At 64.4% G+C, this 21,529-nt stretch carries 29 protein-coding genes; 17 read left to right on the top strand and 12 right to left on the bottom strand.

What is annotated here, in order from left to right; genetic code table 11:
- Positions 1-82: 82 nt before the first annotated feature.
- Positions 83-970, top strand: coding sequence for a DMT family transporter (locus AC0J5K_RS14115; RefSeq protein WP_048532945.1), 888 nt, complete (start codon positions 83-85; stop codon positions 968-970).
- Here the strand turns inward: AC0J5K_RS14115 and AC0J5K_RS14110 are convergent.
- Positions 917-1,741, bottom strand: coding sequence for a putative rhamnosyl transferase (locus AC0J5K_RS14110; protein ID WP_074840294.1), 825 nt, complete (start codon positions 1,739-1,741; stop codon positions 917-919). The two genes, AC0J5K_RS14115 and AC0J5K_RS14110, sit on opposite strands and share 54 nt — an antisense overlap.
- 372 nt (positions 1,742-2,113) lie before the next feature.
- Here AC0J5K_RS14110 and rpsL point away from each other — a divergent pair, with 372 nt between their 5' ends.
- From rpsL to AC0J5K_RS14070, 8 genes are all read left to right on the top strand, one after another.
- Positions 2,114-2,485 carry a 30S ribosomal protein S12 gene (gene rpsL, locus AC0J5K_RS14105; RefSeq protein ID WP_005862801.1) on the top strand — a complete coding sequence of 124 codons (372 nt, stop codon included), beginning with the start codon at positions 2,114-2,116 and terminating at the stop codon, positions 2,483-2,485.
- 12 nt (positions 2,486-2,497) lie between these two features.
- Positions 2,498-2,968, top strand: a complete 471-nt coding sequence (rpsG, locus tag AC0J5K_RS14100) for a 30S ribosomal protein S7 (protein ID WP_048532943.1) — start codon at positions 2,498-2,500, stop codon at positions 2,966-2,968.
- An 18-nt stretch (positions 2,969-2,986) separates the two neighbouring features.
- A complete protein-coding gene (gene fusA, locus AC0J5K_RS14095; protein ID WP_074840296.1) occupies positions 2,987-5,104 on the top strand; it encodes an elongation factor G in 2,118 nt (705 codons plus the stop codon).
- A gap of 91 nt (positions 5,105-5,195) precedes the next feature.
- On the top strand, positions 5,196-6,371 hold the full coding sequence (gene tuf, locus AC0J5K_RS14090; protein ID WP_074835899.1) for an elongation factor Tu: 1,176 nt from the start codon (positions 5,196-5,198) through the stop codon (positions 6,369-6,371).
- Positions 6,372-6,827: 456 nt separating this feature from the next.
- Positions 6,828-7,142, top strand: coding sequence for a 30S ribosomal protein S10 (rpsJ, locus tag AC0J5K_RS14085; RefSeq protein ID WP_048532940.1), 315 nt, complete (start codon positions 6,828-6,830; stop codon positions 7,140-7,142).
- A gap of 13 nt (positions 7,143-7,155) precedes the next feature.
- Positions 7,156-7,998 (top strand): 50S ribosomal protein L3, encoded by an 843-nt coding sequence (gene rplC, locus AC0J5K_RS14080; RefSeq protein WP_074836123.1) that lies wholly within the window; start codon positions 7,156-7,158, stop codon positions 7,996-7,998.
- Entirely contained in the window at positions 7,995-8,612 is a 618-nt protein-coding gene (gene rplD / locus AC0J5K_RS14075; RefSeq protein WP_048532939.1) for a 50S ribosomal protein L4, read from the top strand. Before rplC ends, rplD begins: the two co-directional genes overlap by 4 nt.
- Positions 8,609-8,905, top strand: a complete 297-nt coding sequence (locus AC0J5K_RS14070; protein WP_048532938.1) for a 50S ribosomal protein L23 — start codon at positions 8,609-8,611, stop codon at positions 8,903-8,905. Before rplD ends, AC0J5K_RS14070 begins: the two co-directional genes overlap by 4 nt.
- 340 nt (positions 8,906-9,245) lie before the next feature.
- On the opposite strand, the gene AC0J5K_RS14065 is transcribed toward AC0J5K_RS14070, so the two are convergent.
- Positions 9,246-9,677, bottom strand: a complete 432-nt coding sequence (locus AC0J5K_RS14065; RefSeq protein ID WP_338020382.1) for a PRC-barrel domain-containing protein — start codon at positions 9,675-9,677, stop codon at positions 9,246-9,248.
- A 558-nt stretch (positions 9,678-10,235) separates the two neighbouring features.
- Here AC0J5K_RS14065 and rplB point away from each other — a divergent pair.
- The 5 genes from rplB to rplP are packed head-to-tail and all read left to right on the top strand — an operon-like array spanning position 10,236 to position 12,871.
- Positions 10,236-11,078: a 50S ribosomal protein L2 gene (rplB, locus tag AC0J5K_RS14060; RefSeq protein ID WP_048532937.1), complete on the top strand. Its 843-nt coding sequence runs from the start codon at positions 10,236-10,238 to the stop codon at positions 11,076-11,078.
- Positions 11,079-11,081: 3 nt separating this feature from the next.
- Entirely contained in the window at positions 11,082-11,360 is a 279-nt protein-coding gene (rpsS, locus tag AC0J5K_RS14055; protein ID WP_048532936.1) for a 30S ribosomal protein S19, read from the top strand.
- Positions 11,361-11,363: 3 nt separating this feature from the next.
- Positions 11,364-11,744 (top strand): 50S ribosomal protein L22, encoded by a 381-nt coding sequence (gene rplV, locus AC0J5K_RS14050; RefSeq protein WP_048532935.1) that lies wholly within the window; start codon positions 11,364-11,366, stop codon positions 11,742-11,744.
- Complete coding sequence (gene rpsC, locus AC0J5K_RS14045; protein ID WP_048532934.1) at positions 11,744-12,454, top strand: 30S ribosomal protein S3; 711 nt, start codon at positions 11,744-11,746, stop codon at positions 12,452-12,454. The genes rplV and rpsC overlap by 1 nt, the downstream gene beginning before the upstream one ends.
- Before the next feature lie 3 nt (positions 12,455-12,457).
- The gene (gene rplP, locus AC0J5K_RS14040) at positions 12,458-12,871 is read left to right on the top strand and encodes a 50S ribosomal protein L16 (RefSeq protein WP_048532933.1); all 414 of its coding nucleotides are present in this window, start codon (positions 12,458-12,460) and stop codon (positions 12,869-12,871) included.
- A 251-nt stretch (positions 12,872-13,122) separates the two neighbouring features.
- Here the strand turns inward: rplP and AC0J5K_RS14035 are convergent, their stop codons facing one another.
- The 6 genes from AC0J5K_RS14035 to hmgA all read right to left on the bottom strand — a co-directional run bounded on the left by AC0J5K_RS14035 (position 13,123) and on the right by hmgA (position 18,123).
- Positions 13,123-13,566: a MaoC family dehydratase gene (locus tag AC0J5K_RS14035; protein ID WP_048532932.1), complete on the bottom strand. Its 444-nt coding sequence runs from the start codon at positions 13,564-13,566 to the stop codon at positions 13,123-13,125.
- Between the two features lie 101 nt (positions 13,567-13,667).
- Positions 13,668-14,540, bottom strand: a complete 873-nt coding sequence (locus tag AC0J5K_RS14030; protein ID WP_274566081.1) for a TIGR01459 family HAD-type hydrolase — start codon at positions 14,538-14,540, stop codon at positions 13,668-13,670.
- 148 nt (positions 14,541-14,688) lie between these two features.
- Positions 14,689-15,945 carry a fumarylacetoacetase gene (gene fahA, locus AC0J5K_RS14025; RefSeq protein ID WP_274566079.1) on the bottom strand — a complete coding sequence of 419 codons (1,257 nt, stop codon included), beginning with the start codon at positions 15,943-15,945 and terminating at the stop codon, positions 14,689-14,691.
- A 42-nt stretch (positions 15,946-15,987) separates the two neighbouring features.
- Positions 15,988-16,617: a maleylacetoacetate isomerase gene (gene maiA, locus AC0J5K_RS14020; protein ID WP_274566078.1), complete on the bottom strand. Its 630-nt coding sequence runs from the start codon at positions 16,615-16,617 to the stop codon at positions 15,988-15,990.
- Complete coding sequence (locus tag AC0J5K_RS14015) at positions 16,614-16,742, bottom strand: hypothetical protein (protein ID WP_274566076.1); 129 nt, start codon at positions 16,740-16,742, stop codon at positions 16,614-16,616. The genes maiA and AC0J5K_RS14015 overlap by 4 nt, the downstream gene beginning before the upstream one ends.
- 28 nt (positions 16,743-16,770) lie before the next feature.
- Positions 16,771-18,123 (bottom strand): homogentisate 1,2-dioxygenase, encoded by a 1,353-nt coding sequence (gene hmgA / locus AC0J5K_RS14010; protein WP_420398607.1) that lies wholly within the window; start codon positions 18,121-18,123, stop codon positions 16,771-16,773.
- A 69-nt stretch (positions 18,124-18,192) separates the two neighbouring features.
- On the opposite strand from hmgA, the gene AC0J5K_RS14005 reads away from it, so the two are divergent.
- Positions 18,193-18,627 carry a MarR family winged helix-turn-helix transcriptional regulator gene (locus AC0J5K_RS14005; RefSeq protein ID WP_074836132.1) on the top strand — a complete coding sequence of 145 codons (435 nt, stop codon included), beginning with the start codon at positions 18,193-18,195 and terminating at the stop codon, positions 18,625-18,627.
- Here the strand turns inward: AC0J5K_RS14005 and AC0J5K_RS14000 are convergent, their stop codons facing one another.
- Positions 18,628-19,041: a GFA family protein gene (locus AC0J5K_RS14000; RefSeq protein ID WP_074836134.1), complete on the bottom strand. Its 414-nt coding sequence runs from the start codon at positions 19,039-19,041 to the stop codon at positions 18,628-18,630.
- 49 nt (positions 19,042-19,090) lie between these two features.
- Here AC0J5K_RS14000 and AC0J5K_RS13995 point away from each other — a divergent pair, with 49 nt between their 5' ends.
- Both AC0J5K_RS13995 and AC0J5K_RS13990 read left to right on the top strand, forming a co-directional pair.
- Positions 19,091-19,582 carry a GNAT family N-acetyltransferase gene (locus AC0J5K_RS13995; protein ID WP_274566075.1) on the top strand — a complete coding sequence of 164 codons (492 nt, stop codon included), beginning with the start codon at positions 19,091-19,093 and terminating at the stop codon, positions 19,580-19,582.
- 51 nt (positions 19,583-19,633) lie between these two features.
- Positions 19,634-20,545, top strand: coding sequence for a DMT family transporter (locus tag AC0J5K_RS13990; RefSeq protein ID WP_074836137.1), 912 nt, complete (start codon positions 19,634-19,636; stop codon positions 20,543-20,545).
- Between the two features lie 16 nt (positions 20,546-20,561).
- On the opposite strand, the gene yidD is transcribed toward AC0J5K_RS13990, so the two are convergent.
- The 3 genes from yidD to rpmH are packed head-to-tail and all read right to left on the bottom strand — an operon-like array spanning position 20,562 to position 21,355.
- Complete coding sequence (yidD, locus tag AC0J5K_RS13985; protein WP_074836138.1) at positions 20,562-20,783, bottom strand: membrane protein insertion efficiency factor YidD; 222 nt, start codon at positions 20,781-20,783, stop codon at positions 20,562-20,564.
- Positions 20,780-21,199: a ribonuclease P protein component gene (gene rnpA, locus AC0J5K_RS13980; protein ID WP_074836140.1), complete on the bottom strand. Its 420-nt coding sequence runs from the start codon at positions 21,197-21,199 to the stop codon at positions 20,780-20,782. The genes yidD and rnpA overlap by 4 nt, the downstream gene beginning before the upstream one ends.
- A gap of 21 nt (positions 21,200-21,220) precedes the next feature.
- Positions 21,221-21,355, bottom strand: a complete 135-nt coding sequence (gene rpmH / locus AC0J5K_RS13975; protein WP_005980833.1) for a 50S ribosomal protein L34 — start codon at positions 21,353-21,355, stop codon at positions 21,221-21,223.
- Positions 21,356-21,529: the final 174 nt, after the last annotated feature.

Raw genomic sequence — 21,529 nt, 5'->3', positions numbered from 1 at the left:
CCTGCCCGATCCGGCCCGAGCGTCGCGTCTCGGGAAGGGCGGCTCTTGCGGGCGATTATCGGGCAAGACGAGGGGCAGGCACATGCAGGACAATACGCGCGGGGCGCTGTTGATGATGGGATCGATGGCGGGGTTCACCTTCAACGATACCTTCGTGAAACTGACGGCGGGCGAGGTGCCGCTGTTTCAGCTGATCTTCCTGCGCGGGGTGATCGCCAGCCTGTTCCTGTTCTTTCTGGCGCGGCACCTGGGCGCGCTGCGGCTCGGCCTCTCGCGGCGCGACTGGGCCCTGGTCGCCGTGCGCTCGCTGACCGAGGTGGGGGCGACGGTGTTTTTTCTCTCGGCGCTGTTCCGCATGCCGCTGGCCAATGTCACCGCGATCCTTCAGATCCTGCCGCTGAGCGTCGCGCTCGGGGCGGCGCTGGTTTTGCGCGAGCCGGTCGGCTGGCGGCGGTGGAGCGCCATCGCGGTGGGTTTTGGCGGCATGTTGCTGATCGTGCGGCCGGGGCCGGACGGGTTTTCCGACGCAACACTGTTCGCTCTGGTGGCGGTTGTCTGTTCCACCCTGCGCGATCTGGCCACACGCGCGATGTCGGTTCAGGTGCCCTCTCTCATGGTGTCGTTCATGGGGGCGGTTTCGGTCATGGGATTTGCCGGGCTGGCCAGCCTGCCGGGCGGCTGGCAGCCGATCGCGCCGCAGAACGCACTCTTTATCGTGGTCGCGGCCGGCTTCATCCTGGCGGCCTATCTCTGCTCGGTGATGGTGATGCGGGTCGGCGAGGTGAGCTTTACCGCGCCGTTTCGTTATACCGGGCTGATCTGGGCGCTGATCCTGGGCTTTCTGGTTTGGGGCGACTGGCCCGAGCCGCTGACGCTGCTGGGGGCCTTCATCGTGGTGGCCATGGGGGTCTTTACCCTATGGCGCGAGGCGCGGCGTTCCCGCAAAAATCTCGCGTACCCGGTCCGATGAGATTGCGAAGGTGGTTTCGAAATGCCGCTCTCCGGCACCGTCGAGCCGTCGGAGATCGACCTTGGTGACCTTGCGGCCCTGACGGCTGTCGTTGTGGTCGTTGTGGCCGCGGACAAACATGTCTTCGTGGGTAAAGGTGACCGTCGGCATGAAGCGGTTGATCCGGTTGTGGCCGAAATTCATGATCGTGTGCCGCGCCCAGGGTTTGACCGCCATGGCCAGGGCCACGCCCCAATAGGGGGTGACCGTCTCCTGCGCCAGAAGGCCGCCGCTGTCGGGCCGGGCGATGAAGCCGCGGTTGAAGTCGAAGCCCACCAGCCGGTGATCGCGCATCAGGCCGGGGCAATCGGCTGCCGCCTCGCGCAGGCGCTGAACAAAGCTGACCGCAATGGCATCGTCATCGTCGTGGCGGAATTGCAGGCAGGGCTGGCCCAGATCCTGGCGGGCGTCATTGAGCACCTCGGCCATCACCGGGCGATGCTCTCGTGGCGGATGGGCAATGATCCGGGCCTGGGGAAAATCGGCGACAAGGTCATGCAGCCGGTCGGCATGGGGTTTCGGCAGCTGGTCGCCGACGACGATCAGAAAGGTGAAATCGCCGTCGGTCTGGGCCTTGAGGCCGGGCAGGGTGACCGCCTCGAAATGCCGGAACCGCTCTTCCATGCGCGCGGGCGCGTAGAGATAGGCGATGCGGTCCTCGATGCTGTCATGCTCGACCTGGAAGCCGCCGAGCGCCGGATAGGAAAATCGGCACAATCCAATGACCTGCACTGCTTTTTCTCCGCCTGTGGGGGTGCTAATCAATGCCGCAGCCTTGCATTGCCGCGCCGCGCTTGGCAAGCGGCCCGGACCGCCCGGGGCGCGCTGTTGACAAGGCCTGCGACTCCCCCTATACGCCACCCTCATCTCGGTTTCGGGGCCATCCCGCGTGCCGACATCATATTGCAGTGGTCAAGATCCGGGCAGTTAGCGCTCCGATCCTCTGATAACCAACCGCGTCGCAGACCTCGGAATGGCTGTGATCGCGGATTTTGCGCTTGTGAGCCCCCTGCATGCACGGGGAAGGCGGGCGCGGGACTGAACAACACCGCATGGGGGCGCCCTCATGCAAGAAATGAGAGCGAAAGCGGAGACGATACCTCTATGCCAACGATCCAACAGCTGATCCGCAAACCGCGGCAGCCGAAAGTCAAACGGTCCAAGTCGCAGCACCTGGAACAATGCCCGCAGAAGCGCGGCGTCTGCACCCGTGTCTACACCACCACGCCGAAAAAGCCGAACTCGGCGATGCGGAAGGTGGCCAAGGTGCGCCTGACCAACGGTTACGAAGTGATCAGCTACATCCCCGGTGAAAGCCACAACCTGCAAGAGCACTCGGTTGTGCTGATCCGCGGCGGTCGTGTCAAAGACCTTCCCGGTGTGCGCTATCACATCCTTCGCGGTGTTCTGGATACCCAGGGCGTCAAAGATCGTAAGCAACGCCGCTCGAAATACGGCGCGAAGCGTCCTAAGTAAGAGGATCAGGATATGTCTCGTCGTCACGCCGCTGAAAAACGCGAAGTCCTGCCCGACGCCAAATATGGTGACCGGGTTCTGACAAAATTCATGAACAACCTGATGATCGACGGCAAGAAGTCGGTCGCAGAGAAGATCGTCTACAATGCGCTCGACCGCATCGAAGGCAAGGTCAAGCGCGCCCCGGTGGAACTGTTCCACGAAGCGCTCGACAACATCAAACCCTCGGTCGAGGTCCGCTCGCGCCGTGTGGGTGGTGCCACCTACCAGGTGCCCGTCGAGGTACGCCCCGAGCGCCGCGAGGCGCTGGCCATCCGCTGGCTGATCAACGCCAGCCGCGCCCGCAACGAAAACACAATGGAAGAACGCCTCGCAGGCGAGCTGCTGGATGCTGTCAATTCCCGCGGTTCTGCTGTTAAGAAGCGCGAAGACACCCACAAGATGGCCGACGCGAACAAAGCGTTCAGCCATTACCGCTGGTAAATTCAGAGGCTTTATCCAATGGCACGCGATTATCCGCTCGACCGCTACCGCAACTTCGGCATCATGGCCCATATCGACGCAGGCAAGACCACCTGCTCGGAACGGATCCTGTTTTACACCGGCAAATCCCACAACATCGGTGAGGTGCACGATGGCGCCGCCACCATGGACTGGATGGAGCAGGAGCAGGAACGCGGGATCACCATCACCTCGGCCGCGACCACGACCTTCTGGGAGCGCACCGAGAACGGCACCGAACCCGACAGCCCCAAGCACCGCCTGAACATCATCGACACCCCCGGCCACGTCGACTTCACCATCGAAGTCGAGCGTTCGCTGGCGGTTCTCGACGGTGCCGTCTGTGTGCTCGACGCCAACGCCGGTGTCGAACCCCAGACCGAAACCGTGTGGCGTCAGGCTGACCGCTACAAGGTTCCGCGCATCGTCTTCGTCAATAAGATGGACAAGATCGGCGCCGACTTCTTCAACTGTGTCGAGATGATCGAAGACCGCACCGGCGCCACCGCCGTGCCCGTCGGCATCCCGATCGGTGCCGAGAACGAGCTCGAAGGCCTGATCGACCTGGTGACCATGAAGGAATGGGTCTGGCGGGGCGAAGACCTCGGCGCGACCTGGTTCCAGGAAGAGATCCGCGACAGCCTCAAGGACGTGGCCGAGGAATGGCGCGGCAAGATGATCGAAGCGGCCGTCGAAATGGACGACGACGCGATGGAAGCCTACCTCGAAGGTGAAGAGCCCGACGTGGCCACCCTGCGCAAACTGCTGCGCAAGGGCACGCTTTCGTTGTCCTTCGTTCCGGTTCTGGGCGGTTCCGCCTTCAAGAACAAGGGCGTCCAGCCGCTGCTCAACGCCGTGATCGACTATCTGCCCAGCCCGCTGGACGTGGTCGACTACATGGGCTTCAAGCCCGGCGACGAGACCGAGACCCGCAACATCCCGCGCCGCGCGGATGACAACATGGCGTTCTCGGGCCTGGCGTTCAAGATCATGAACGACCCCTTCGTCGGCTCGCTGACCTTCGTGCGGATCTATTCGGGTGTGCTCAACAAGGGCGACTCGATGCTGAACTCGACCAAGGGCAACACCGAGCGCGTTGGCCGGATGATGATGATGCACTCGAACAACCGGGACGAGATTTCCGAAGCCTATGCCGGCGACATCATCGCGCTTGGCGGGCTGAAGAACACCACGACCGGTGACACCCTGTGCGACAAGTCCGATCCGGTGGTGCTGGAAACCATGACCTTCCCCGATCCGGTGATCGAGATCGCGGTCGAGCCCAAGACCAAGGGCGACCAGGAGAAGATGTCGGCCGGCCTGGCGCGTCTGGCGGCGGAAGACCCGTCGTTCCGCGTCGAGACCGACATCGAGAGCGGTCAGACCATCATGAAGGGCATGGGGGAACTTCACCTCGACATTCTCGTCGATCGCCTGAAGCGCGAATTCAAGGTCGAAGCCAACATCGGTGCGCCGCAGGTGGCCTATCGTGAGACCATCGGTCACGAGGTCGAGCACACCTACACCCACAAGAAGCAATCGGGTGGCTCCGGTCAGTTCGCCGAGGTCAAGCTCATCATCACGCCCACCGAGCCGGGCGAAGGCTATTCCTTCGAGAGCCGCATCGTCGGCGGTGCCGTTCCCAAGGAATACATCCCCGGCGTCGAAAAGGGCATCAAGTCGGTCATGGACTCCGGTCCGCTGGCAGGCTTCCCGGTGATCGACTTCAAGGTGGCTCTGGTTGACGGTAAATTCCACGACGTGGACTCCAGCGTTCTGGCCTTCGAGATCGCCGCCCGCATGGGCATGCGCGAAGGCATGAAGAAAGCCGGCGCCAAGCTGCTGGAGCCGATCATGAAGGTCGAAGTGGTGACCCCGGAAGAATACACCGGTGGCATCATCGGCGACCTGACCTCGCGTCGCGGCCAGGTGACCGGCCAGGAGCCGCGCGGCAATGCCGTGGCGATCGCCTCCATGGTGCCGCTGGCCAATATGTTCGGCTACATCAACACTCTGCGTTCGATGAGCTCGGGCCGCGCCCAGTTCACCATGCAGTTCGATCACTACGATCCGGTGCCGCAGAACATCTCGGACGAGATCCAGTCCAAATACGCATAAGCGAGCGGTGCGCCGTAAAGGCGCACCCTACAACCCCCCGTAGGGTGCGCATTGATGCGCACCGCAAGACCAAATCAAGGGAGCCACTACCATGGCAAAGGAAAAGTTTGAGCGTTCCAAACCGCACTGCAACATTGGCACCATCGGCCATGTTGACCACGGCAAGACGACGCTGACCGCGGCGATCACCAAGTACTTCGGTGACTTCAGGGCCTATGACCAGATCGACGGCGCACCGGAAGAGAAAGCCCGCGGCATCACCATCTCGACCGCCCACGTGGAATACGAGACCGAGGCGCGGCACTACGCCCACGTCGACTGCCCCGGCCACGCCGACTACGTCAAGAACATGATCACCGGTGCCGCCCAGATGGACGGCGCGATCCTGGTGGTGAACGCGGCCGACGGCCCGATGCCGCAGACCCGCGAGCACATCCTGCTCGGCCGTCAGGTCGGCATCCCCGCCATGGTCGTCTTCCTCAACAAGGTGGACCAGGTCGACGACGAGGAGCTGCTCGAGCTGGTGGAAATGGAAGTCCGCGAACTGCTCTCCGAGTACGATTTCCCGGGCGACGACATTCCGATCATCGCCGGCTCGGCGCTGGCGGCGATGGAAGGCAACAACCCGGAAATCGGCGAAGAGAAGATCAAGGAACTGATGGCGGCCGTGGATGAATACATCCCGCAGCCGGCCCGTGCCGTCGACCAGGACTTCCTGATGCCGATCGAGGACGTGTTCTCGATCTCCGGCCGCGGTACGGTTGTGACCGGCCGTGTCGAGCGTGGCGTGATCAACGTTGGCGACGAGATCGAGATCGTCGGCATCCGCGACACCAAGAAGACCACCTGCACCGGTGTCGAGATGTTCCGCAAGCTGCTCGATCGCGGTGAAGCCGGCGACAACATCGGCGCGCTGCTGCGCGGTGTCGACCGTGAGGGCGTCGAGCGTGGCCAGGTTCTCTGCAAGCCGGGTTCGGTCAAGCCGCACACCAAGTTCGAGGCGGAAAGCTACATCCTGACCAAGGACGAAGGTGGCCGTCACACGCCGTTCTTTGCCAACTACCGCCCGCAGTTCTACTTCCGGACCACCGACGTGACCGGCACCGTGGAGCTGCCCTCGGGCACCGAGATGGTGATGCCGGGCGACAACCTGAAGTTCACCGTGGAGCTGATCGCCCCGATCGCGATGGAAGAAGGCCTGCGCTTCGCCATCCGTGAAGGCGGCCGCACCGTGGGCTCGGGCGTCGTCTCCAAGATCATCGAGTGATCGCGATCCCGTCCCGGGCCTGACCCGGGACAGCACTTCCAGCCTGGCGGCCCCTGCGGGTCGCCGGGCTTTTTTGTGCCCGATGCCAGGCGCCGCATCGCCACCACGAGGCCCCGGCGCGGAGCCGGGGCGCGAGGCCACCCGCGGCCCCGTCCCGGACCTGATCCGGGACCTCTCGCCCGATCGCGCCAGACAGGCTTCAGGGCTCGCCCCGGAGTTTCGCGGCAAACGACAAGGCCGCGCGGCATCGCCCGCGGGCGGCCCCGCCCTGGCGGCCGGGGCAGGGGACAAAACCGCCGCTTGCCCCCTTGCCACACTGCCGCGCCCCCTGTATAGCGCGCGGGTTCCCGATGGGAATGTGAGGGCGGGGTGATTCCCCGCCCTCAAGGTTCGACGAGGGTCGGCGGTGGTCGTCCATCCTCCTCTCAACCTCAACGCCAATGAAGGCTAAGACCAATGCAAAGCCAAAACATTCGCATTCGGCTCAAGGCGTTTGACTATCGTGTGCTCGATGCCAGCACGCAGGAGATCGTCAACACCGCCAAGCGGACCGGCGCCAATGTGCGCGGCCCGATCCCGCTGCCGAACAAGATCGAGAAATTCACCGTTCTGCGTGGCCCCCACGTGAACAAGAAATCGCGCGACCAGTTCGAGATCCGGACCCACAAGCGCCTGCTCGACATCGTCGATCCGACCCCCCAGACCGTGGACGCGCTGATGAAGCTCGACCTGGCCGCTGGTGTGGACGTCGAGATCAAGCTGCAAGCGTAAGGAGGGCACGACCATGATGCGCTCTGGTATCATTGCAAAGAAAGTCGGGATGACCCGCCTCTTCCAGGAAGACGGCAAGCAGATTCCCGTGACCGTGCTGCAACTCGATGGCCTTCAGGTTGTCGCGCAGCGCACCGCGGACGAGCACGGCTATTCCGCCGTTCAACTCGGCGCCGGTTCCGCCAAGACCAACCGGGTCTCCAAGGCGATGCGCGGCCATTTCTCGAAAGCCAACGTTGCGCCCAAGCGCAAGGTGGCCGAGTTCCGCGTGGCCCCCGAAGCCATGATCAACGTCGGTGAGGAAATCACCGCCGATCACTACTTCGAAGGCCAGTTCGTCGACGTCTCCGGCACCTCGATCGGTAAGGGTTTTGCCGGTTCGATGAAGCGCCACAACTTCGGCGGCCTCCGCGCCACGCACGGTGTCTCGATCTCGCACCGGTCGCATGGTTCGACCGGTCAGTGTCAGGACCCGGGCAAGGTGTTCAAGGGCAAGAAGATGGCCGGCCACATGGGTGCCGTGCGTGTGACCACGCAGAACCTGCAAGTGGTGAAAACCGATGCCGACCGTGGCCTGATCATGGTCAAGGGCGCGGTTCCGGGCTCCAAGGGTGGCTGGGTCACCGTGCGCGATGCCGTCAAGAAACCGTTCCCCGAGAACGCGATCCTGCCTGCCGCGCTGAAGTCTGCTGCCGACGAAGCTGCGAAAGCCGCTGAAGAAGCCGCTGCCGCAGCCGCCGCAGAAGCCGAAGCCGAGGCAGCTCGCCTGGCCGAGGAACAGGCCGCAGCCGAAGCCGAGGCTCTGAAATCCGCCGAAGCGGAAATCGAAGCCGAGAAGAAGGAAGGCGAGGAATGAAACTCGACGTGATCAAACTCGACGGCGGTTCCGCCGGTTCGGTCGAGCTGGACGACGCGCTCTTCGGCCTCGAGCCCCGCGCCGACATCCTGCACCGGGTGGTCCGCTGGCAGCGCAACAACGCACAGGCCGGCACCCACAAGGTCAAGACCCGCTCGGAAACCAGCTATTCGACCAAGAAGATCTATCGCCAGAAGGGCACCGGCGGCGCGCGCCACGGTGACCGTAATGCGCCGATCTTCCGCAAGGGTGGTATCTACAAGGGCCCGACCCCGCGGTCGCATGGCCACGATCTGCCTAAGAAGGTCCGCAAGCTGGGCCTGATGCACGCCCTGTCGGCCAAGGCGAAAGCCGGTCAGCTGGTCGTGATCGAAAACGCCGCGTCCGAAGGCAAGACCAGCGCGCTGGCCAAACAGGTCAAGGACCTGGGCTGGAAGCGGGCGCTTGTGATCGACGGTGCTGAGATCAACGAAGGTTTCGCGCAGGCCGCGCGCAACATCGACGGTCTCGACGTTCTGCCGTCGGTGGGCGCAAACGTTTATGACATCCTCAAGCGTGACACCCTGGTGCTCACCAAGGCGGCTGTCGAAGCACTGGAGGCTCGTCTGAAATGAGCGCGAAGGCAGAACATTACGATGTGATCCGCAAGCCGGTCATCACCGAGAAATCCACCATGGCGTCGGAACATGGCGCGGTGGTTTTCGAAGTGGCGATTGACGCCGCCAAGCCGCAGATCAAGGAGGCCGTGGAGGCGCTCTTTGGTGTGAAGGTCAAGGCGGTCAACACCACGATCACCAAAGGCAAGGTCAAGCGCTTCCGCGGCCAGATGGGCAAGCGGAAAGACGTCAAGAAGGCCTATGTGATGCTCGAAGAGGGCAACACCATCGACGTGACCACCGGTCTGTAAAGACAGGATCGAAGGTCAGGATCATGACCCCCGGCTGCGCGAGCGGCCGGGGGTTTTCTTTTGCAAGGCTCGGGGGCCGGGGGCGCCGCTGGATATGACCGAGGCTGCTGGGGCGGTGACGGGCTTGAGGGAAGCGAGGGGGGCGCCATGGCGGGTTGTCACCCGTCCTGCGTCGTGTGCTTGGAACCCGCCGCGGCACGGCTCCGGGGCGCCCAGAGATGCCGCGTGCCGTCGCAAGGGTCCGGCGCCCCTGATGTGCCGCATGCGCCGGCGGGGCAGGCGCGGACGAAAAAAGGGGTCCGAACCGGACCCCTTCACTGATTAACCTACCGAGGGAAACTCAGTCCCACCAGCCTTCGTCGACCGCTTCCATCTGCTCCAGCTCTTCCTCGGTCTTCCGGGTCACGAGCACATAGGTTTCGTCGTCGACGGCCGAGAGGCGCACGTCGTCCATGCGGATCAGCACGTGTTTGTCGCCGATGTCGAGAAAGCCGCCGACCTCGGCTACCACGCCGACCATCTGTCCGCTGCGGTCGAGCACGATGTCCTCGATCTCGCCGATGTCGTTCCAGTCAGGACCGACGCCCTCGTAATCCCAGTTGCCCCAGGTGTCGTCGTCCATCGGGCCGTTGATGGTGTAGATCTCGCCGCCGGTAATGTCGCGCGAGCGGATCAGCTGGGCATAGTCCAGCGGTGAGTCGGCATCCATGGCGGGTTCGGCGTCACCCATGGTCGTCGCGCTCGATTCCATCGTGCTTGCGCTATCATCCATGGTGGCGTCATTGGCATCCACGTGGGACGCGGCAAACGCCGGTCCGGCAACCAGAGCGGTAGTGAGGGCGAGTGTGGTCAGACGTGTCATGTGATAGTCTCCTTCGTGTCTGTCTTCATCGACACTACGAATTCGGCGGCGGTTTGGTTCCGAGGCGATTTGGAAAAATTCCCAAAAACCGGTGCCGGAGCGGATGGAATGACGGAGCGTTCGGCATGTCGAAGGCCGCTTGTGTCGCGATGATGTGCCTGGCACCCCATGGCGCTTGACCCCAACGCCGCCTTCCCCTATCAGACCCCATCCGCACCGCCCCAGATTCGTCTGGGGCTGTGTGTTTTGTCGTCTTGGTGCATCGCGCGGGCCGGCAAAGCCAGATACCCCGTCCCGGGCTTGCCCCGGGACCTCATGGGCCAGGGGGCCCCGGGGCAAGCCCGGGGCGCGATGGGCGGGGCAGGTGGCGCACGAACCGGGGACCTTCGGGGCCCTATACTCTGGCTCGCAAGAGCCCAAACATAGCGGGGCGGAAAGCCTCGCATTGCTAAACGGAAGACAGAAAGCATGGCACTCAAGTCGTATAAGCCGACGACGCCGGGCCAGCGCGGGCTGGTGCTGATCGACCGTTCGGAGCTGTGGAAAGGACGCCCCGTCAAAGCCCTCACCGAGGGTCTGACGAAATCGGGCGGCCGGAACAACACCGGACGTATTACCTCGCGCCGCCGGGGTGGCGGGGCGAAACGCCTCTACCGCATCGTTGACTTCAAGCGCAGCAAACATGACGTCGAAGCCGTCGTGATGCGCATCGAATATGACCCCAACCGCACCGCCTTCATTGCCCTCGTGCAATATGTCGACGGCGACCAGGCCTATATCCTGGCTCCGCAGCGGATCGCGATCGGCGACAAGGTCGTCGCCGCGCAGAAAGCCGACATCAAGCCGGGCAACGCAATGCCGTTCTCGGGCATGCCGATCGGTACCATCGTGCACAACATCGAGCTGAAGCCCGGCAAGGGCGGCCAGATCGCGCGCGCCGCGGGCACCTATGCCCAGTTCGTCGGCCGTGACGGTGGCTACGCCCAGATCCGCCTGTCCTCGGGCGAGCTGCGCCTGGTGCGTCAGGAGTGCATGGCCACCGTTGGCGCCGTGTCGAACCCCGACAACTCGAACCAGAACTACGGTAAAGCCGGCCGCATGCGCCACAAGGGCATCCGCCCGTCGGTCCGTGGTGTCGTGATGAACCCGATCGACCACCCGCACGGCGGTGGTGAAGGTCGGACCTCGGGTGGCCGTCACCCGGTCACGCCCTGGGGCAAGCCGACCAAGGGTGCGCGCACCCGCAACAAGAACAAGGCGTCGCAGAAGCTCATCCTGCGCTCGCGTCACGCCAAGAAGAAGGGTCGCTAATTCATGTCGCGCTCTGTATGGAAAGGGCCTTTCGTCGATGCCTACGTGCTGAAAAAAGCCGAAGCGTCGCGCGAATCCGGTCGCAACGAAGTCATCAAGATCTGGTCGCGCCGCTCGACGATCCTGCCCCAGTTCGTGGGCCTGACGTTTGGCGTCTACAACGGTCAGAAACATATCCCTGTCAACGTCAGCGAAGACATGATCGGTCAGAAGTTCGGTGAATATTCGCCGACCCGGACCTATTACGGTCATGCCGCCGACAAAAAAGCGAAGCGGAAGTAAGTCATGGGCAAGGAAAAGAACCCCCGCCGCGTGGCCGACAACGAAGCAATGGCAAAACTGCGCATGCTTCGCACGTCCCCGCAAAAGCTCAACCTCGTCGCCGGTCTGATCCGCGGCAAGAAGGTGGAAAAGGCGCTGACCGATCTGGCCTTCTCGAAGAAGCGGATTGCCGTGGACGTGCGCAAGTGCCTCCAGTCGGCCATCGCCAACGCCGAGAACAACCACGGTCTTGACGTCGACGAGCTGATCGTCGCCGAAGCCTATGTCGGCAAGAACCTGATCATGAAGCGCGGTCGCCCGCGGGCCCGTGGCCGGTTCGGCAAGATTCACAAGCCGTTCTCGGAAATCACCATCAAGGTGCGTCAGATCGAGGAGCAAGCCTAATGGGTAACAAGACCAATCCGATCGGCATGCGCCTCCAGGTCAACCGCACCTGGGACAGCCGCTGGTACGCCGATACCAAGGATTACGGGGATCTTCTGCTGGAAGACCTGAAAATCCGCGACTTCATTCACGAAGAATGCAAGCAGGCCGGTGTCGCCCGTGTGATCATCGAACGTCCGCACAAGAAGTGCCGCGTCACGATCCACACCGCGCGCCCCGGTGTCATCATCGGCAAGAAAGGCGCGGACATCGAGACGCTGCGCAAGAAGATTGCCGCGATGACCGACAGCGAGCTGCACCTCAACATCGTGGAAGTGCGCAAGCCCGAGCTGGATGCCCGCCTGGTCGGCGAAAGCATCGCTCAGCAGCTCGAGCGCCGGGTGTCCTTCCGTCGCGCCATGAAGCGCGCGGTGCAGAACGCCATGCGCATGGGTGCCCTGGGCATTCGGGTCAACGTCGCGGGCCGTCTTGGCGGCGCCGAGATCGCCCGGACCGAATGGTACCGCGAAGGCCGCGTGCCGCTTCACACCCTGCGGGCCGATATCGACCACGCACATGTCGAGGCGACCACGCCTTACGGCATCATCGGGATCAAGGTCTGGATCTTCAAAGGCGAGATCATGGAGCACGACCCGCAAGCGCGTGACCGCAAGGCCCAGGAAATCCAGGATGGCCCCGCCCCCCGCGGCGCCGGTGGCCGGAGGAACTAAGCCATGTTGCAACCCAAACGCACAAAATTCCGCAAGATGTTCAAGGGCCGCATTGCCGGTGAGGCAAAAGGCGGCAGCGATGTGAACTTCGGGACCTATGGCCTCAAGGCGCTTCAGCCCGAGCGTGTGACTGCGCGCCAGATCGAAGCGGCGCGTCGTGCCATGACCCGTCACATGAAACGTCAGGGCCACGTCTGGATCCGGATCTTCCCGGATACCCCCGTGACCTCCAAACCCACCGAAGTCCGGATGGGTAAGGGTAAAGGTTCGGTGGATTTCTGGGCCGCCAAGGTCAAGCCGGGCCGCGTGATGTTCGAGATCGACGGCGTGTCGGAAGATGTGGCGCGCGAAGCGCTGCGTCTGGCGGCGATGAAGCTGCCGATCAAGACCCGGGTCGTGGTTCGCGAGGACTGGTAAGTTCGGTGGGTTGAGAAACCCACCCTACGCAAAAAGACCCCCGCCGAGAGATCGGCGGGGGTCTTTCTTTTGCGGGAGGCTGGCTGGGTGCAGGGCCACAGGGCCGCGTCCGGGAACGGTGGTAAGGGGGGAGGTCCCGGATCAAGTCCGGGACGGCGGCAGGGTCAGCCGAGCCTGGGCGACACGGCCCCGCGGACGCCGGTCTGACCAAGGCCGTCCGCCGTAGGGTGGGGTTTTACCCCACCGCCCGGTCAGTCGAACTTGCGCGACGGCGCCAGAACCTTGGCTTCGCCGATCAGCACCTTCTTGCCATCGACCGCGCAATGGCACTCCAAGGTCACCCGGCGTTTGGCGTGATCGATGTCGACCACCTTGACTTCGGCATAGACCATGTCACCCGGCCGCACCGGGGCGAGAAACTTGAGCGTCTGGCCCATGTAGACGGTGCCATGGCCCGGAAGCTGCTCGCCGATCACCGCCGAGATCAGCCCCGCGGTCAGCATGCCATGGGCGATCCGGCCTTCAAAGATCGTGTCCTGGGCATAATCGTCATCGAGATGCACCGGATTGCGGTCGGTGGAGACCTGGGCAAAGAGCTCGATATCCAGATCCGTCACCTGTTTGCGCAGGTGACGGGTCATGCCCATTTCGATGTCTTCGATGCAGATCGTGCCGCGGGGCATATTGTCCAACATGAGGCTCCCTTTCGTGACCGTGAGCGTAATTATAGGGCGTCACCGGGGCGACATTCGCAATATAATTACTTCGCACGCGCAGAAAATCAAGCCTTATTAGGTCAGCGAAGGCGACCTATCGTATAGGTCGGATTGATATTTTCCTTGGTGAGATAAACATTTAGAGCGGATTCTTCGGGATCCTGCGACGTTTTGGTTTCCTGCGCGGCCAGGCCGCCAGATATGAAGAGAGAATCGATATCCTCGCCCATCGCGCCGTCGATGTCGGTATGCGGGCCGTCACCGATGCACAGGATCGCGGTATCGGCGACGCCGGGGCGCACCTCGGCCAGGCGGCGGCGGGCGAGGTCATAGACCGGCGGATGCGGCTTTCCGAAGTAGAGGCTGGTGCCGCCCATCTCGGTATATAGCGCGGCGATGGCCCCGGCGCAGTACTCCCGGGTCTCGCCGCGGTCGACCACGATGTCGGGATTGGCGCAGAGCAGCGGCAGGTCTTTCTGCTTGGCCCAGAGCAGATCGGGGCGCAGATCGGCCGGGTCGGCATGGGCGTCGAACGGACCGGTGCAGACGATGCCTTCTGCCTCTTTCAGCGGCACACGGGTGATCTCGACCGGATCGGCGATCAGGTGCAACGGTCCGAAGAACCGTTCATCGCCGGGCGTGCCGATATGATAGACCTTGCTGCCCACCGCGCCGGTGAACATGGCGGCGCGGGCGCTGTCGCCGGAGGTGGCGATGGTGTCCCAGGCGTCGTCGGGCACCTGCAACCTGCGCAGCTGGTCGGCAACCTCGTCGCGCGGCCGGGGGGCGTTGGTCAGCAGCACCACGGTGCCGCCGCCGGCGCGAAACGCCTGAAGCGCCGCGACGGCATCGGGGAAGGCCGCGACGCCATTGTGCACGCAGCCCCAGAGATCGACAAAGGTGGCGTCGTAGCGGTCGGAAATGTCGGAGAGCGAATGGATGATCCGGGTCATGGGGGCCTCGTTTGCAAAGATGGCCAAGACTTAGGCCAGATCGCGGGGCCGGGCCAGCCCGGAGGCGCGCGCCCCGGCCCCGGTCCGGGGCGCGCAATTGGTTGCTGGGGGTTCCGGCGCGGGGCTGCGCGCCGGGCGAGCGGGCGGCTCAGCGCGCGTAGGGGTCTTTCAAAGCCGGCAGAACGCGGCCGGTGCATTCGCCGAATCCCAGGGTGAAGCCGTCGCCCCTGGCGGTGCCGGTCAGGGTGAGCCGATCGCCGTCTTCGAGGAAGGTGCGGCTCTCGCCGGTGTCGAGCGTCACCGGCTCCTTGCCGCCCCAGCTCAGCTCGAGCAGCGAGCCGCGCTGGTGTTTTTCCGGCCCGGAGATGGTGCCCGAGCCGAGCAGGTCGCCGGGGTTCATCGGGCAGCCCGAGGTGGTGTGATGGGCCAGCTGCTGCGCCGCCGAATAATACATCACGTTGTAATTGGTCTCGGCAACGGTGCTCGCCGCCTTGCCTTCAGGCGCAAGGGTGACCGCCAGGTCGATGTCATAAAGCATCGGCCCGTTGTCGCGCAAATGCGGCAGCAGCTCCTTTTCGCGCGCCGGCGTGTTGCAGCGGAACGGCTCGAGCGCGGCGCGGGTGACGATCCAGGGGCTGACGGTGGTGGCGGTGGCCTTGGCCTGGAACGGCCCCAGCGGCTGATATTCCCAGGCCTGGATGTCGCGCGCCGACCAGTCGTTGAGCAGCACGTAGCCAAAGATCATGTCATCGGCTTCCTTGACCGTGACCGGCCCGTCGGATTCCTTGCCGACGATGGCGCCCATCTCCAGCTCGAGATCGAAGCGGGCGCAGGGGGCAAAGCGCGGGGCGTCGTCGTTCGGCCCCTTGAGCTGGCCCCAGGGGCGGCGCACATCGGTGCCCGAGACCACGACCGAGGAGGCCCGGCCGTTATAGCCGATCGGAATGTGCAGCCAGTTCGGTGGCAGGGCGTTCTCGGCGCCGCGGAACATGGTGCCGACATTGGTGGCGTGATGCTTGCCGGCATAGAAATCGGTGTATTCCGAGACCAGAAACGGCATGTGCATCGTGGCGGCCGCCTGCTCGACGAGGAAGGGCTCGACCGAGGGGCGCGATGAACTGCCTTCGGCCAGCAGGCCGGTGAGCCTGTTGCGCAGCCGCTCCCAGAGCTCCGGGCCCTGTTCCATCACCTCATTCCAGAACGGCACGTCAAACAGCGGCTCGTCGCCGAAATTCAGCAGGCCGACGGATTCGGCGGCGCGGCAATCGAGAATCTTGTCGCCGATGGCCACGCCGCAGCGCGGCTCTTCCTCGCCGGTGGAAAAGACGCCGTAGGGCAGGTTGTTGAGCGGAAAGGGGCAGTCGGGCGCATTGGCGCTGTCGACCCAGCTTTTCATCAGGGGCATATGTCTTCCTTTGTCAGTCTTGCTGCGCCATGCAGGCACAGCCTAGGGGGCGTCGGGTTGGGTATCGGGCATGGCGCGGGCGATGGCCTCGATTTCCTGGCAGCGGGCGTCTATCTCCACCAGCCGCGCAAAGGGTGCGAGGTCGGCGTCCCAGCGCCGGGCGTTGTAGATCTGCGCCACGAGGCAGAGATCGGCAAGCCCGGGGGCCTCGCCGAAGCAGAAGGGCGTGTCGGGGCGGATCAGGCCCTGGAAGGCGGTGAACCCTTCTCGCATCCAGTGCAGCATCCAGGCCACGGTGTCCGCCTGGCTGTGACCCAGCGCCTTGAGCTGGCCGATCACCTTGAGGTTGTTGACCGGATGGATGTCGAGCGCTATCTGATGTGCCGCGGCGCGGGCCTGCGCCCGGGCCACCGCGCCTTGGGGCAGCAGCGGCGGTTCGGGGTGCGCCTCGTCGAGATAGTCGAGGATGGCGAGGCTTTGGGTCAGGACCGTGCCGTCATCCAGCACCAGCGCCGGCACGCCGCGACCGGGGTTTACCGCAGTATAGTCGGCGCCGCGCTGGACGCCGGCGACAAGATCGACCGGCTGGATATCATAGTCCAGCCCCTTGAGGTTGAGCGCGGCGCGGACCCGGATCGAGGTGGTCGAGCGCCAGTAGGAATAAAGCTTCATGTCGTGTCGTCATCCTTGTCTTGCCTGCGCTCGGCGCGGTTGCGCCGGTGCAGGGCATAAAAGAACAGGCCGCCCCCCAGAAGGACCGGCAGGATCACCAGCAGTTTCAGGCCGACGCCGCTCATGCCGCGCGGCCTGTCCTGCCAGGGGCGGTCATTTGCGCCCCGGCGTGCCGTCGAACTTCTTCTCGAGCGAGGTCCAGCAATCGATGTAGTCGTCCTGAAGCGGCGCCTCCTTGGCGGCGAATTCGGTCAGTTGCTGCGGAAACCGCGTCTCGAACATGAAGGACATGGTGTTTTCCAGCTTCTCGGCCTTGAGATCGGCATTCGAGGCGCCTTCAAAGGCGTTTCTGTCCGGCCCGTGCGGCAACATCATGTTGTGGAGGCTCATGCCGCCCGGCACAAACCCCTGTGGTTTGGCGTCATATTGGCCATAGATATTGCCCATCAGCTCAGACATGATGTTCTTGTGATACCACGGTGGGCGGAAGGTGTCTTCCGCCACCATCCAGCGTTCGCGGAACAGCACGAAATCGATATTGGCGGTGCCGGGTACGCCCGAGGGGGCGGTGAGCACGGTAAAGATCGAGGGGTCGGGGTGGTCAAAAAGGATCGCGCCGACCGGGCAATAGGTCCGCAGATCGTATTTGTAGGGCGCGTAGTTGCCGTGCCAGGCAACGACGTCGAGCGGGCTTTGCCCGATCTCGGTCCGGTGGAACTGGCCGCACCACTTGACGGTGACGGTCGAGGGCACTTCGCGGTCTTCGAAGGCCGCCACGGGAGCCTTGAAATCGCGCGGATTGGCGAGGCAGTTGGCGCCGATCGGGCCGCGGCCGGGAAGCTCGAACTTCTGGCCGTAGTTCTCGCAGACGAACCCGCGGCAGGGGCCTTCCAGCACTTCGACGCGATAGACCAGCCCGCGCGGGAGGATGGCGATTTCCTTGGGTTCAAGGTCGATGATGCCAAGCTCGGTGGCAAAGCGCAGCTTGCCCTCCTGCGGCACCACCAGAAGCTCGCTGTCGGCGGAGTAGAAATATTCGTCGACCATCGACTCGGTGACCAGGTAGACATGGCTCGCCATGCCAAGCTGGCTGTTGACGTCGCCTGCCGTGGTCATCGTGTGCATGCCGGTCAACCAGGTGTGATCCTCGGTATGCGGCACCGGATCCCAGCGGTACTGTCCAAGCGAGACGACATCGGGGTTGACGTTGGGGGCGCTCTTCCACTGCGGCAGATCGATCTTGGTATAGCGGTGCGAATGTTTGACCGAAGGGCGGATCCGGTAGGTCCAGGTCCGCTCGGGCGGATCGGCGGTAAAGGCGGTGCCGGAGAGCTGTTCGCCGTACAGCCCATAGTCGCATTTCTGCGGGCTGTTCATGCCTTGCGGCAGGGCTCCGGGCAGGGCCTCTGTTTCGAAATCATTGCCGAACCCGGGCATATAGCCCGGCGTGGTGCCAACCGGGGTCTTGGCCTGGGTCAGCGGGGCGGATTGCGGGGTGTCTTTCATGGCGCGTCCTCCTGTTGCGCTCTGAGGTAATAGTTGATTTTGTAACTAACAACGGGTAATCGCGGAAACATGGACGAAAAAGACGATTTCGATGTGCAGTTCTTCCTGCCTTATCTGCTCAATCAGGCCTCCGAGGTGGCGTCTGACGGGTTTCAGAAGATCTACAAGGACCGCTACGGCATGCTGCGCACCGATTGGCGGGTGCTGTTTCACCTCGGCATCTACGGGCGGATGACGGCGCGCGACATCGGCCGCATGGCGCAGGTGCACAAGACCAAGATCAGCCGGGCGGTGGCGCGGCTCGAGACGCGGCGGTTCCTGCTGCGCGAGGAGGATGCGGCCGACCGGCGGGTCGAGCATCTGACGCTGACCTCGGCGGGGCAGGCTGCCTATCGCGATCTGCGCGGGGTGGCCAGAAACTACGAGGCGCGGCTTGTCGCCGGTCTCGATCCGCAGGATGTCGTCGCGCTGCGCCGCGCCTTGCTGCATCTGTCGGGGCGCTGATCACGCCTTGGCGGTGAACCGCAACACGCCGGCCAGCCGTTCCACGCCGCCCCGATCCGAGGGATGCTCCTGCCCGTCGAACACCGGCACCTCGGCAAGGTCGAAGGGGCTGACGCCAGCGAGGCAAGCGGCGTTCACCGCCACCTGGCCTTGCGGAAAGCGGCGTTCGTGGTGGGTGTAGATGCCGCATTTGGCGCAGAAGAAGTGCCGGGCGGTGAAGCTGCCGAATTGATAGAGCGTCAGCGCTTCGCGGCCCCGATGGATGTCGATCGCCTCGGCCGTCACCGCCACCGCGCCACGCATCCGGCAAAAGCTGCAATCGCAGCGGCTGGCGGTGGCAAGGCCGCGCGCGAGGCGGGCGGTGAATTGCACCGTGCCGCAATGGCAGGCGCCGCTTTGGCTGGTCTCTGACATGGGCAGAGGCTAGCCTCGCGCCACCTGTCCCGGCAATCGGAAAAACGAGATGTTGCAAACCCCCGGATTCCTGCGCGCGATGAAACCCGGCGAAGAGCCTGCCGTCGACGGCCTGCTGCGCGCGGCCTTTGGCGGTGACGCGGAGGTGCGGCTGGTGGCCAGGTTGCGCAAGGCGGGCGCGATGGCCGGCGAAAGCGTGCTGCCGGGGCCAGAGGGGCAGGCGGAAGTGGTGGGATACTTCGCCCTGTCGCAGATGCGCCAGCCCCGGGGCTGGCTTTGTCTGGCGCCGGTGGCGATCCACCCGGAATGGCAGGGCAGGGGCCATGGCCGGCGCATGATCAAGATGCTGGCGGGCTGGGCCGGGGCCGCCGGGCAGACCGTGGTGGTGCTGGGCGAGCCGGGCTTTTACACGGGCTGTGGCTTTTCGCGCGACCGGGCGGCCGGGCTCGCCTCGCCGTATCCGGTCGACCACACGCTGATTCTCGCCCCGGGTGAGAATATCCCGGCCAAGACGCTGGTCTATCCCGCCGCCTTTGGCTGAACGGCACGTCGGGGCTTGCCAAATCAGGCGCGGCAAGCGCAACTGCGCAGCATGTTCAAAGCCAAGGCCGAAAATCCCCCCCTTGCCATCGCGCTGATGCTGCTGGCGACCGTTTTCATTGCCAGCTCGACAGCCTTTGCCAAGGCGCTGGGCTCCGGCACGCTGGGCGGCATTCTGCATCCGCTTCAGGTCACTTTCGGCCGGTTCCTCTTTGCCGGGCTGTTCTTTTCCGGCGTGGTTGCGGTGCTGCGGCCACGCTTTACCCGCGTGCATTGGGTGCTGCATGTGCAGCGGACCTCCTGCGGCTGGGCCGGGGTGACGTTGATGTTTGCCGCGGTGGCGGCGATCCCGCTGGCCGATGCCACGGCGATTTCCTTTCTCAACCCGGTCTTCGCGATGATCTTTGCCATCCCGCTTTTGGGCGAACGGGTGGGGCCGGTGCGTTGGGCCGCCGCCGGGCTGGCCTTTTGTGGCGCGATGATCCTGCTGCGGCCGGGCACCGGGGCGTTTCAGTCCGGCGCCCTGCTGGCACTGGGCGCGGCGCTGGCGCTGGGGCTCGAGGTGATCTTTATCAAGCGGCTGGCCGGGCGCGAGGCACCGGTGCAGGTGCTCCTGGTCAACAACCTGATCGGGCTCAGCATCGCCACCGCGGTGATGCTGCCGTTCTGGGTCTGGCCCTCGCCGGCGCAATGGGCCGGGATGGCGGGCGTCGGTCTGTCGATGGCGCTGGCGCAAAGCTGCTTTTTCAACGCCGTGGCCCGCGCCGAGGCAAGCCTCGTGGTGCCCTTCAGCTATGCCACGCTGCTCTCGGCGGCGGTGATCGATTTCACGGTCTTCGGCACGATGCCGGTGCCGGTTTCGATGCTGGGCGCGGCGGTGATCATTGCGGGCGGGGTGCTTCTGGCCTGGCGCGAGGGATTGGCAAAGAAACGCCCGACCGCGCCGCAGCCCAATGTGCAATAGCCCGGCCCGGGGCCGGTCAGTCCGGCACGTTGTCGATGCCGCCACGGCCCCAGGGATGGCAGCGCAACAGGCGGCGCAGGGTGAGCCAGCCGCCGCGCAGCGCGCCGTGTTTCTCCAGCGCTTCCATCGCATAGGCCGAGCAGGTCGGGTGATAACGGCAATTGTGCCCGACCCAGGGCGAGAAGATCAGCCGATAGACGCGCACCGGCAGCGACACGACAAAGGCCAGCGGGCTCACCTGCCGCCCCCGTGCACCTTGCGCAGCGCATAGCGCAGGTCATTCTGTAGATCGGTGAAATCGCGGGCGGCGGTGGCCTCGGCCTTGCCGATCAGCACGTAATCCCAGCCGGGCTGGCCGAGCTCCGGCAGGATCAGCCGGGCAATCTCGCGCAGGCGGCGCTTGGCGCGGTTTCGGGCGACGGCATTGCCCACCTTCTTGGAGCAGGTAAAGCCCACCCCGATCGCCGCATCGTCATCGCCGCGCCGGCGGGCCTGCAACAGAAAGCCGCCGGTGCCCTGACGCCGCGCGCGGGCGGCGGCGAGAAAGGCGGCACGCTTTTTCAGAACCCGGATTTCCGGGCATGACAAAACCGCCGGGGCATGGGTTCCCCGGCTGGCATCGCTGCCAAGTTCGGGGGCCTCCGGCGGTGTCATCTGTCAGAACGCGACGAGCGCTTATGCGCTCAGCGACTTCCGGCCACGGGCGCGGCGGGCGTTCAGGATCTTGCGGCCGGCCTTGGTGGCCATGCGCGCGCGGAAGCCATGGCGCCGTTTGCGCACGAGGTTCGAGGGTTGATAGGTGCGTTTCATCGCTCCGTCTCCAATTACTGGGCCATCCCTGGCCATTCCGGGCCGCACACCATCACGGGCCACGCGGATTCGCGTGCGGCGGCAATCTGAAGCCCGTGCTATAGGGGCCATGCGCCGCCAAGTCAAACCCCGCATGAGCCCATTCGCCCGGCACTGCAACATTTTTTGTCGCAG

It is taken from the genome of Marinovum sp. E3 (genome assembly GCF_055755275.1).
Note: the sequence above shows the minus strand (reverse complement) of the source record. Positions and strands in the feature narration are given on the sequence as shown.

Bases quoted from the DNA above. Each gene is read 5' to 3' on its own strand.
- AC0J5K_RS14115 (WP_048532945.1), top strand. From the start codon at position 83: ATGCAGGACAATACGCGCGGGGCGCTGTTGATGATGGGATCGATGGCG.
- rpsL (WP_005862801.1), top strand. From the start codon at position 2,114: ATGCCAACGATCCAACAGCTGATCCGCAAACCGCGGCAGCCGAAAGTC.
- rpsG (WP_048532943.1), top strand. From the start codon at position 2,498: ATGTCTCGTCGTCACGCCGCTGAAAAACGCGAAGTCCTGCCCGACGCC.
- fusA (WP_074840296.1), top strand. From the start codon at position 2,987: ATGGCACGCGATTATCCGCTCGACCGCTACCGCAACTTCGGCATCATG.
- tuf (WP_074835899.1), top strand. From the start codon at position 5,196: ATGGCAAAGGAAAAGTTTGAGCGTTCCAAACCGCACTGCAACATTGGC.
- rpsJ (WP_048532940.1), top strand. From the start codon at position 6,828: ATGCAAAGCCAAAACATTCGCATTCGGCTCAAGGCGTTTGACTATCGT.
- rplC (WP_074836123.1), top strand. From the start codon at position 7,156: ATGATGCGCTCTGGTATCATTGCAAAGAAAGTCGGGATGACCCGCCTC.
- rplD (WP_048532939.1), top strand. From the start codon at position 7,995: ATGAAACTCGACGTGATCAAACTCGACGGCGGTTCCGCCGGTTCGGTC.
- AC0J5K_RS14070 (WP_048532938.1), top strand. From the start codon at position 8,609: ATGAGCGCGAAGGCAGAACATTACGATGTGATCCGCAAGCCGGTCATC.
- AC0J5K_RS14065 (WP_338020382.1), bottom strand. From the start codon at position 9,677: ATGGATGATAGCGCAAGCACGATGGAATCGAGCGCGACGACCATGGGT.
- rplB (WP_048532937.1), top strand. From the start codon at position 10,236: ATGGCACTCAAGTCGTATAAGCCGACGACGCCGGGCCAGCGCGGGCTG.
- rpsS (WP_048532936.1), top strand. From the start codon at position 11,082: ATGTCGCGCTCTGTATGGAAAGGGCCTTTCGTCGATGCCTACGTGCTG.
- rplV (WP_048532935.1), top strand. From the start codon at position 11,364: ATGGGCAAGGAAAAGAACCCCCGCCGCGTGGCCGACAACGAAGCAATG.
- rpsC (WP_048532934.1), top strand. From the start codon at position 11,744: ATGGGTAACAAGACCAATCCGATCGGCATGCGCCTCCAGGTCAACCGC.
- rplP (WP_048532933.1), top strand. From the start codon at position 12,458: ATGTTGCAACCCAAACGCACAAAATTCCGCAAGATGTTCAAGGGCCGC.
- AC0J5K_RS14035 (WP_048532932.1), bottom strand. From the start codon at position 13,566: ATGTTGGACAATATGCCCCGCGGCACGATCTGCATCGAAGACATCGAA.
- AC0J5K_RS14030 (WP_274566081.1), bottom strand. From the start codon at position 14,540: ATGACCCGGATCATCCATTCGCTCTCCGACATTTCCGACCGCTACGAC.
- fahA (WP_274566079.1), bottom strand. From the start codon at position 15,945: ATGCCCCTGATGAAAAGCTGGGTCGACAGCGCCAATGCGCCCGACTGC.
- maiA (WP_274566078.1), bottom strand. From the start codon at position 16,617: ATGAAGCTTTATTCCTACTGGCGCTCGACCACCTCGATCCGGGTCCGC.
- AC0J5K_RS14015 (WP_274566076.1), bottom strand. From the start codon at position 16,742: ATGAGCGGCGTCGGCCTGAAACTGCTGGTGATCCTGCCGGTCCTTCTG.
- hmgA (WP_420398607.1), bottom strand. From the start codon at position 18,123: ATGAAAGACACCCCGCAATCCGCCCCGCTGACCCAGGCCAAGACCCCG.
- AC0J5K_RS14005 (WP_074836132.1), top strand. From the start codon at position 18,193: ATGGACGAAAAAGACGATTTCGATGTGCAGTTCTTCCTGCCTTATCTG.
- AC0J5K_RS14000 (WP_074836134.1), bottom strand. From the start codon at position 19,041: ATGTCAGAGACCAGCCAAAGCGGCGCCTGCCATTGCGGCACGGTGCAA.
- AC0J5K_RS13995 (WP_274566075.1), top strand. From the start codon at position 19,091: ATGTTGCAAACCCCCGGATTCCTGCGCGCGATGAAACCCGGCGAAGAG.
- AC0J5K_RS13990 (WP_074836137.1), top strand. From the start codon at position 19,634: ATGTTCAAAGCCAAGGCCGAAAATCCCCCCCTTGCCATCGCGCTGATG.
- rnpA (WP_074836140.1), bottom strand. From the start codon at position 21,199: ATGACACCGCCGGAGGCCCCCGAACTTGGCAGCGATGCCAGCCGGGGA.
- rpmH (WP_005980833.1), bottom strand. From the start codon at position 21,355: ATGAAACGCACCTATCAACCCTCGAACCTCGTGCGCAAACGGCGCCAT.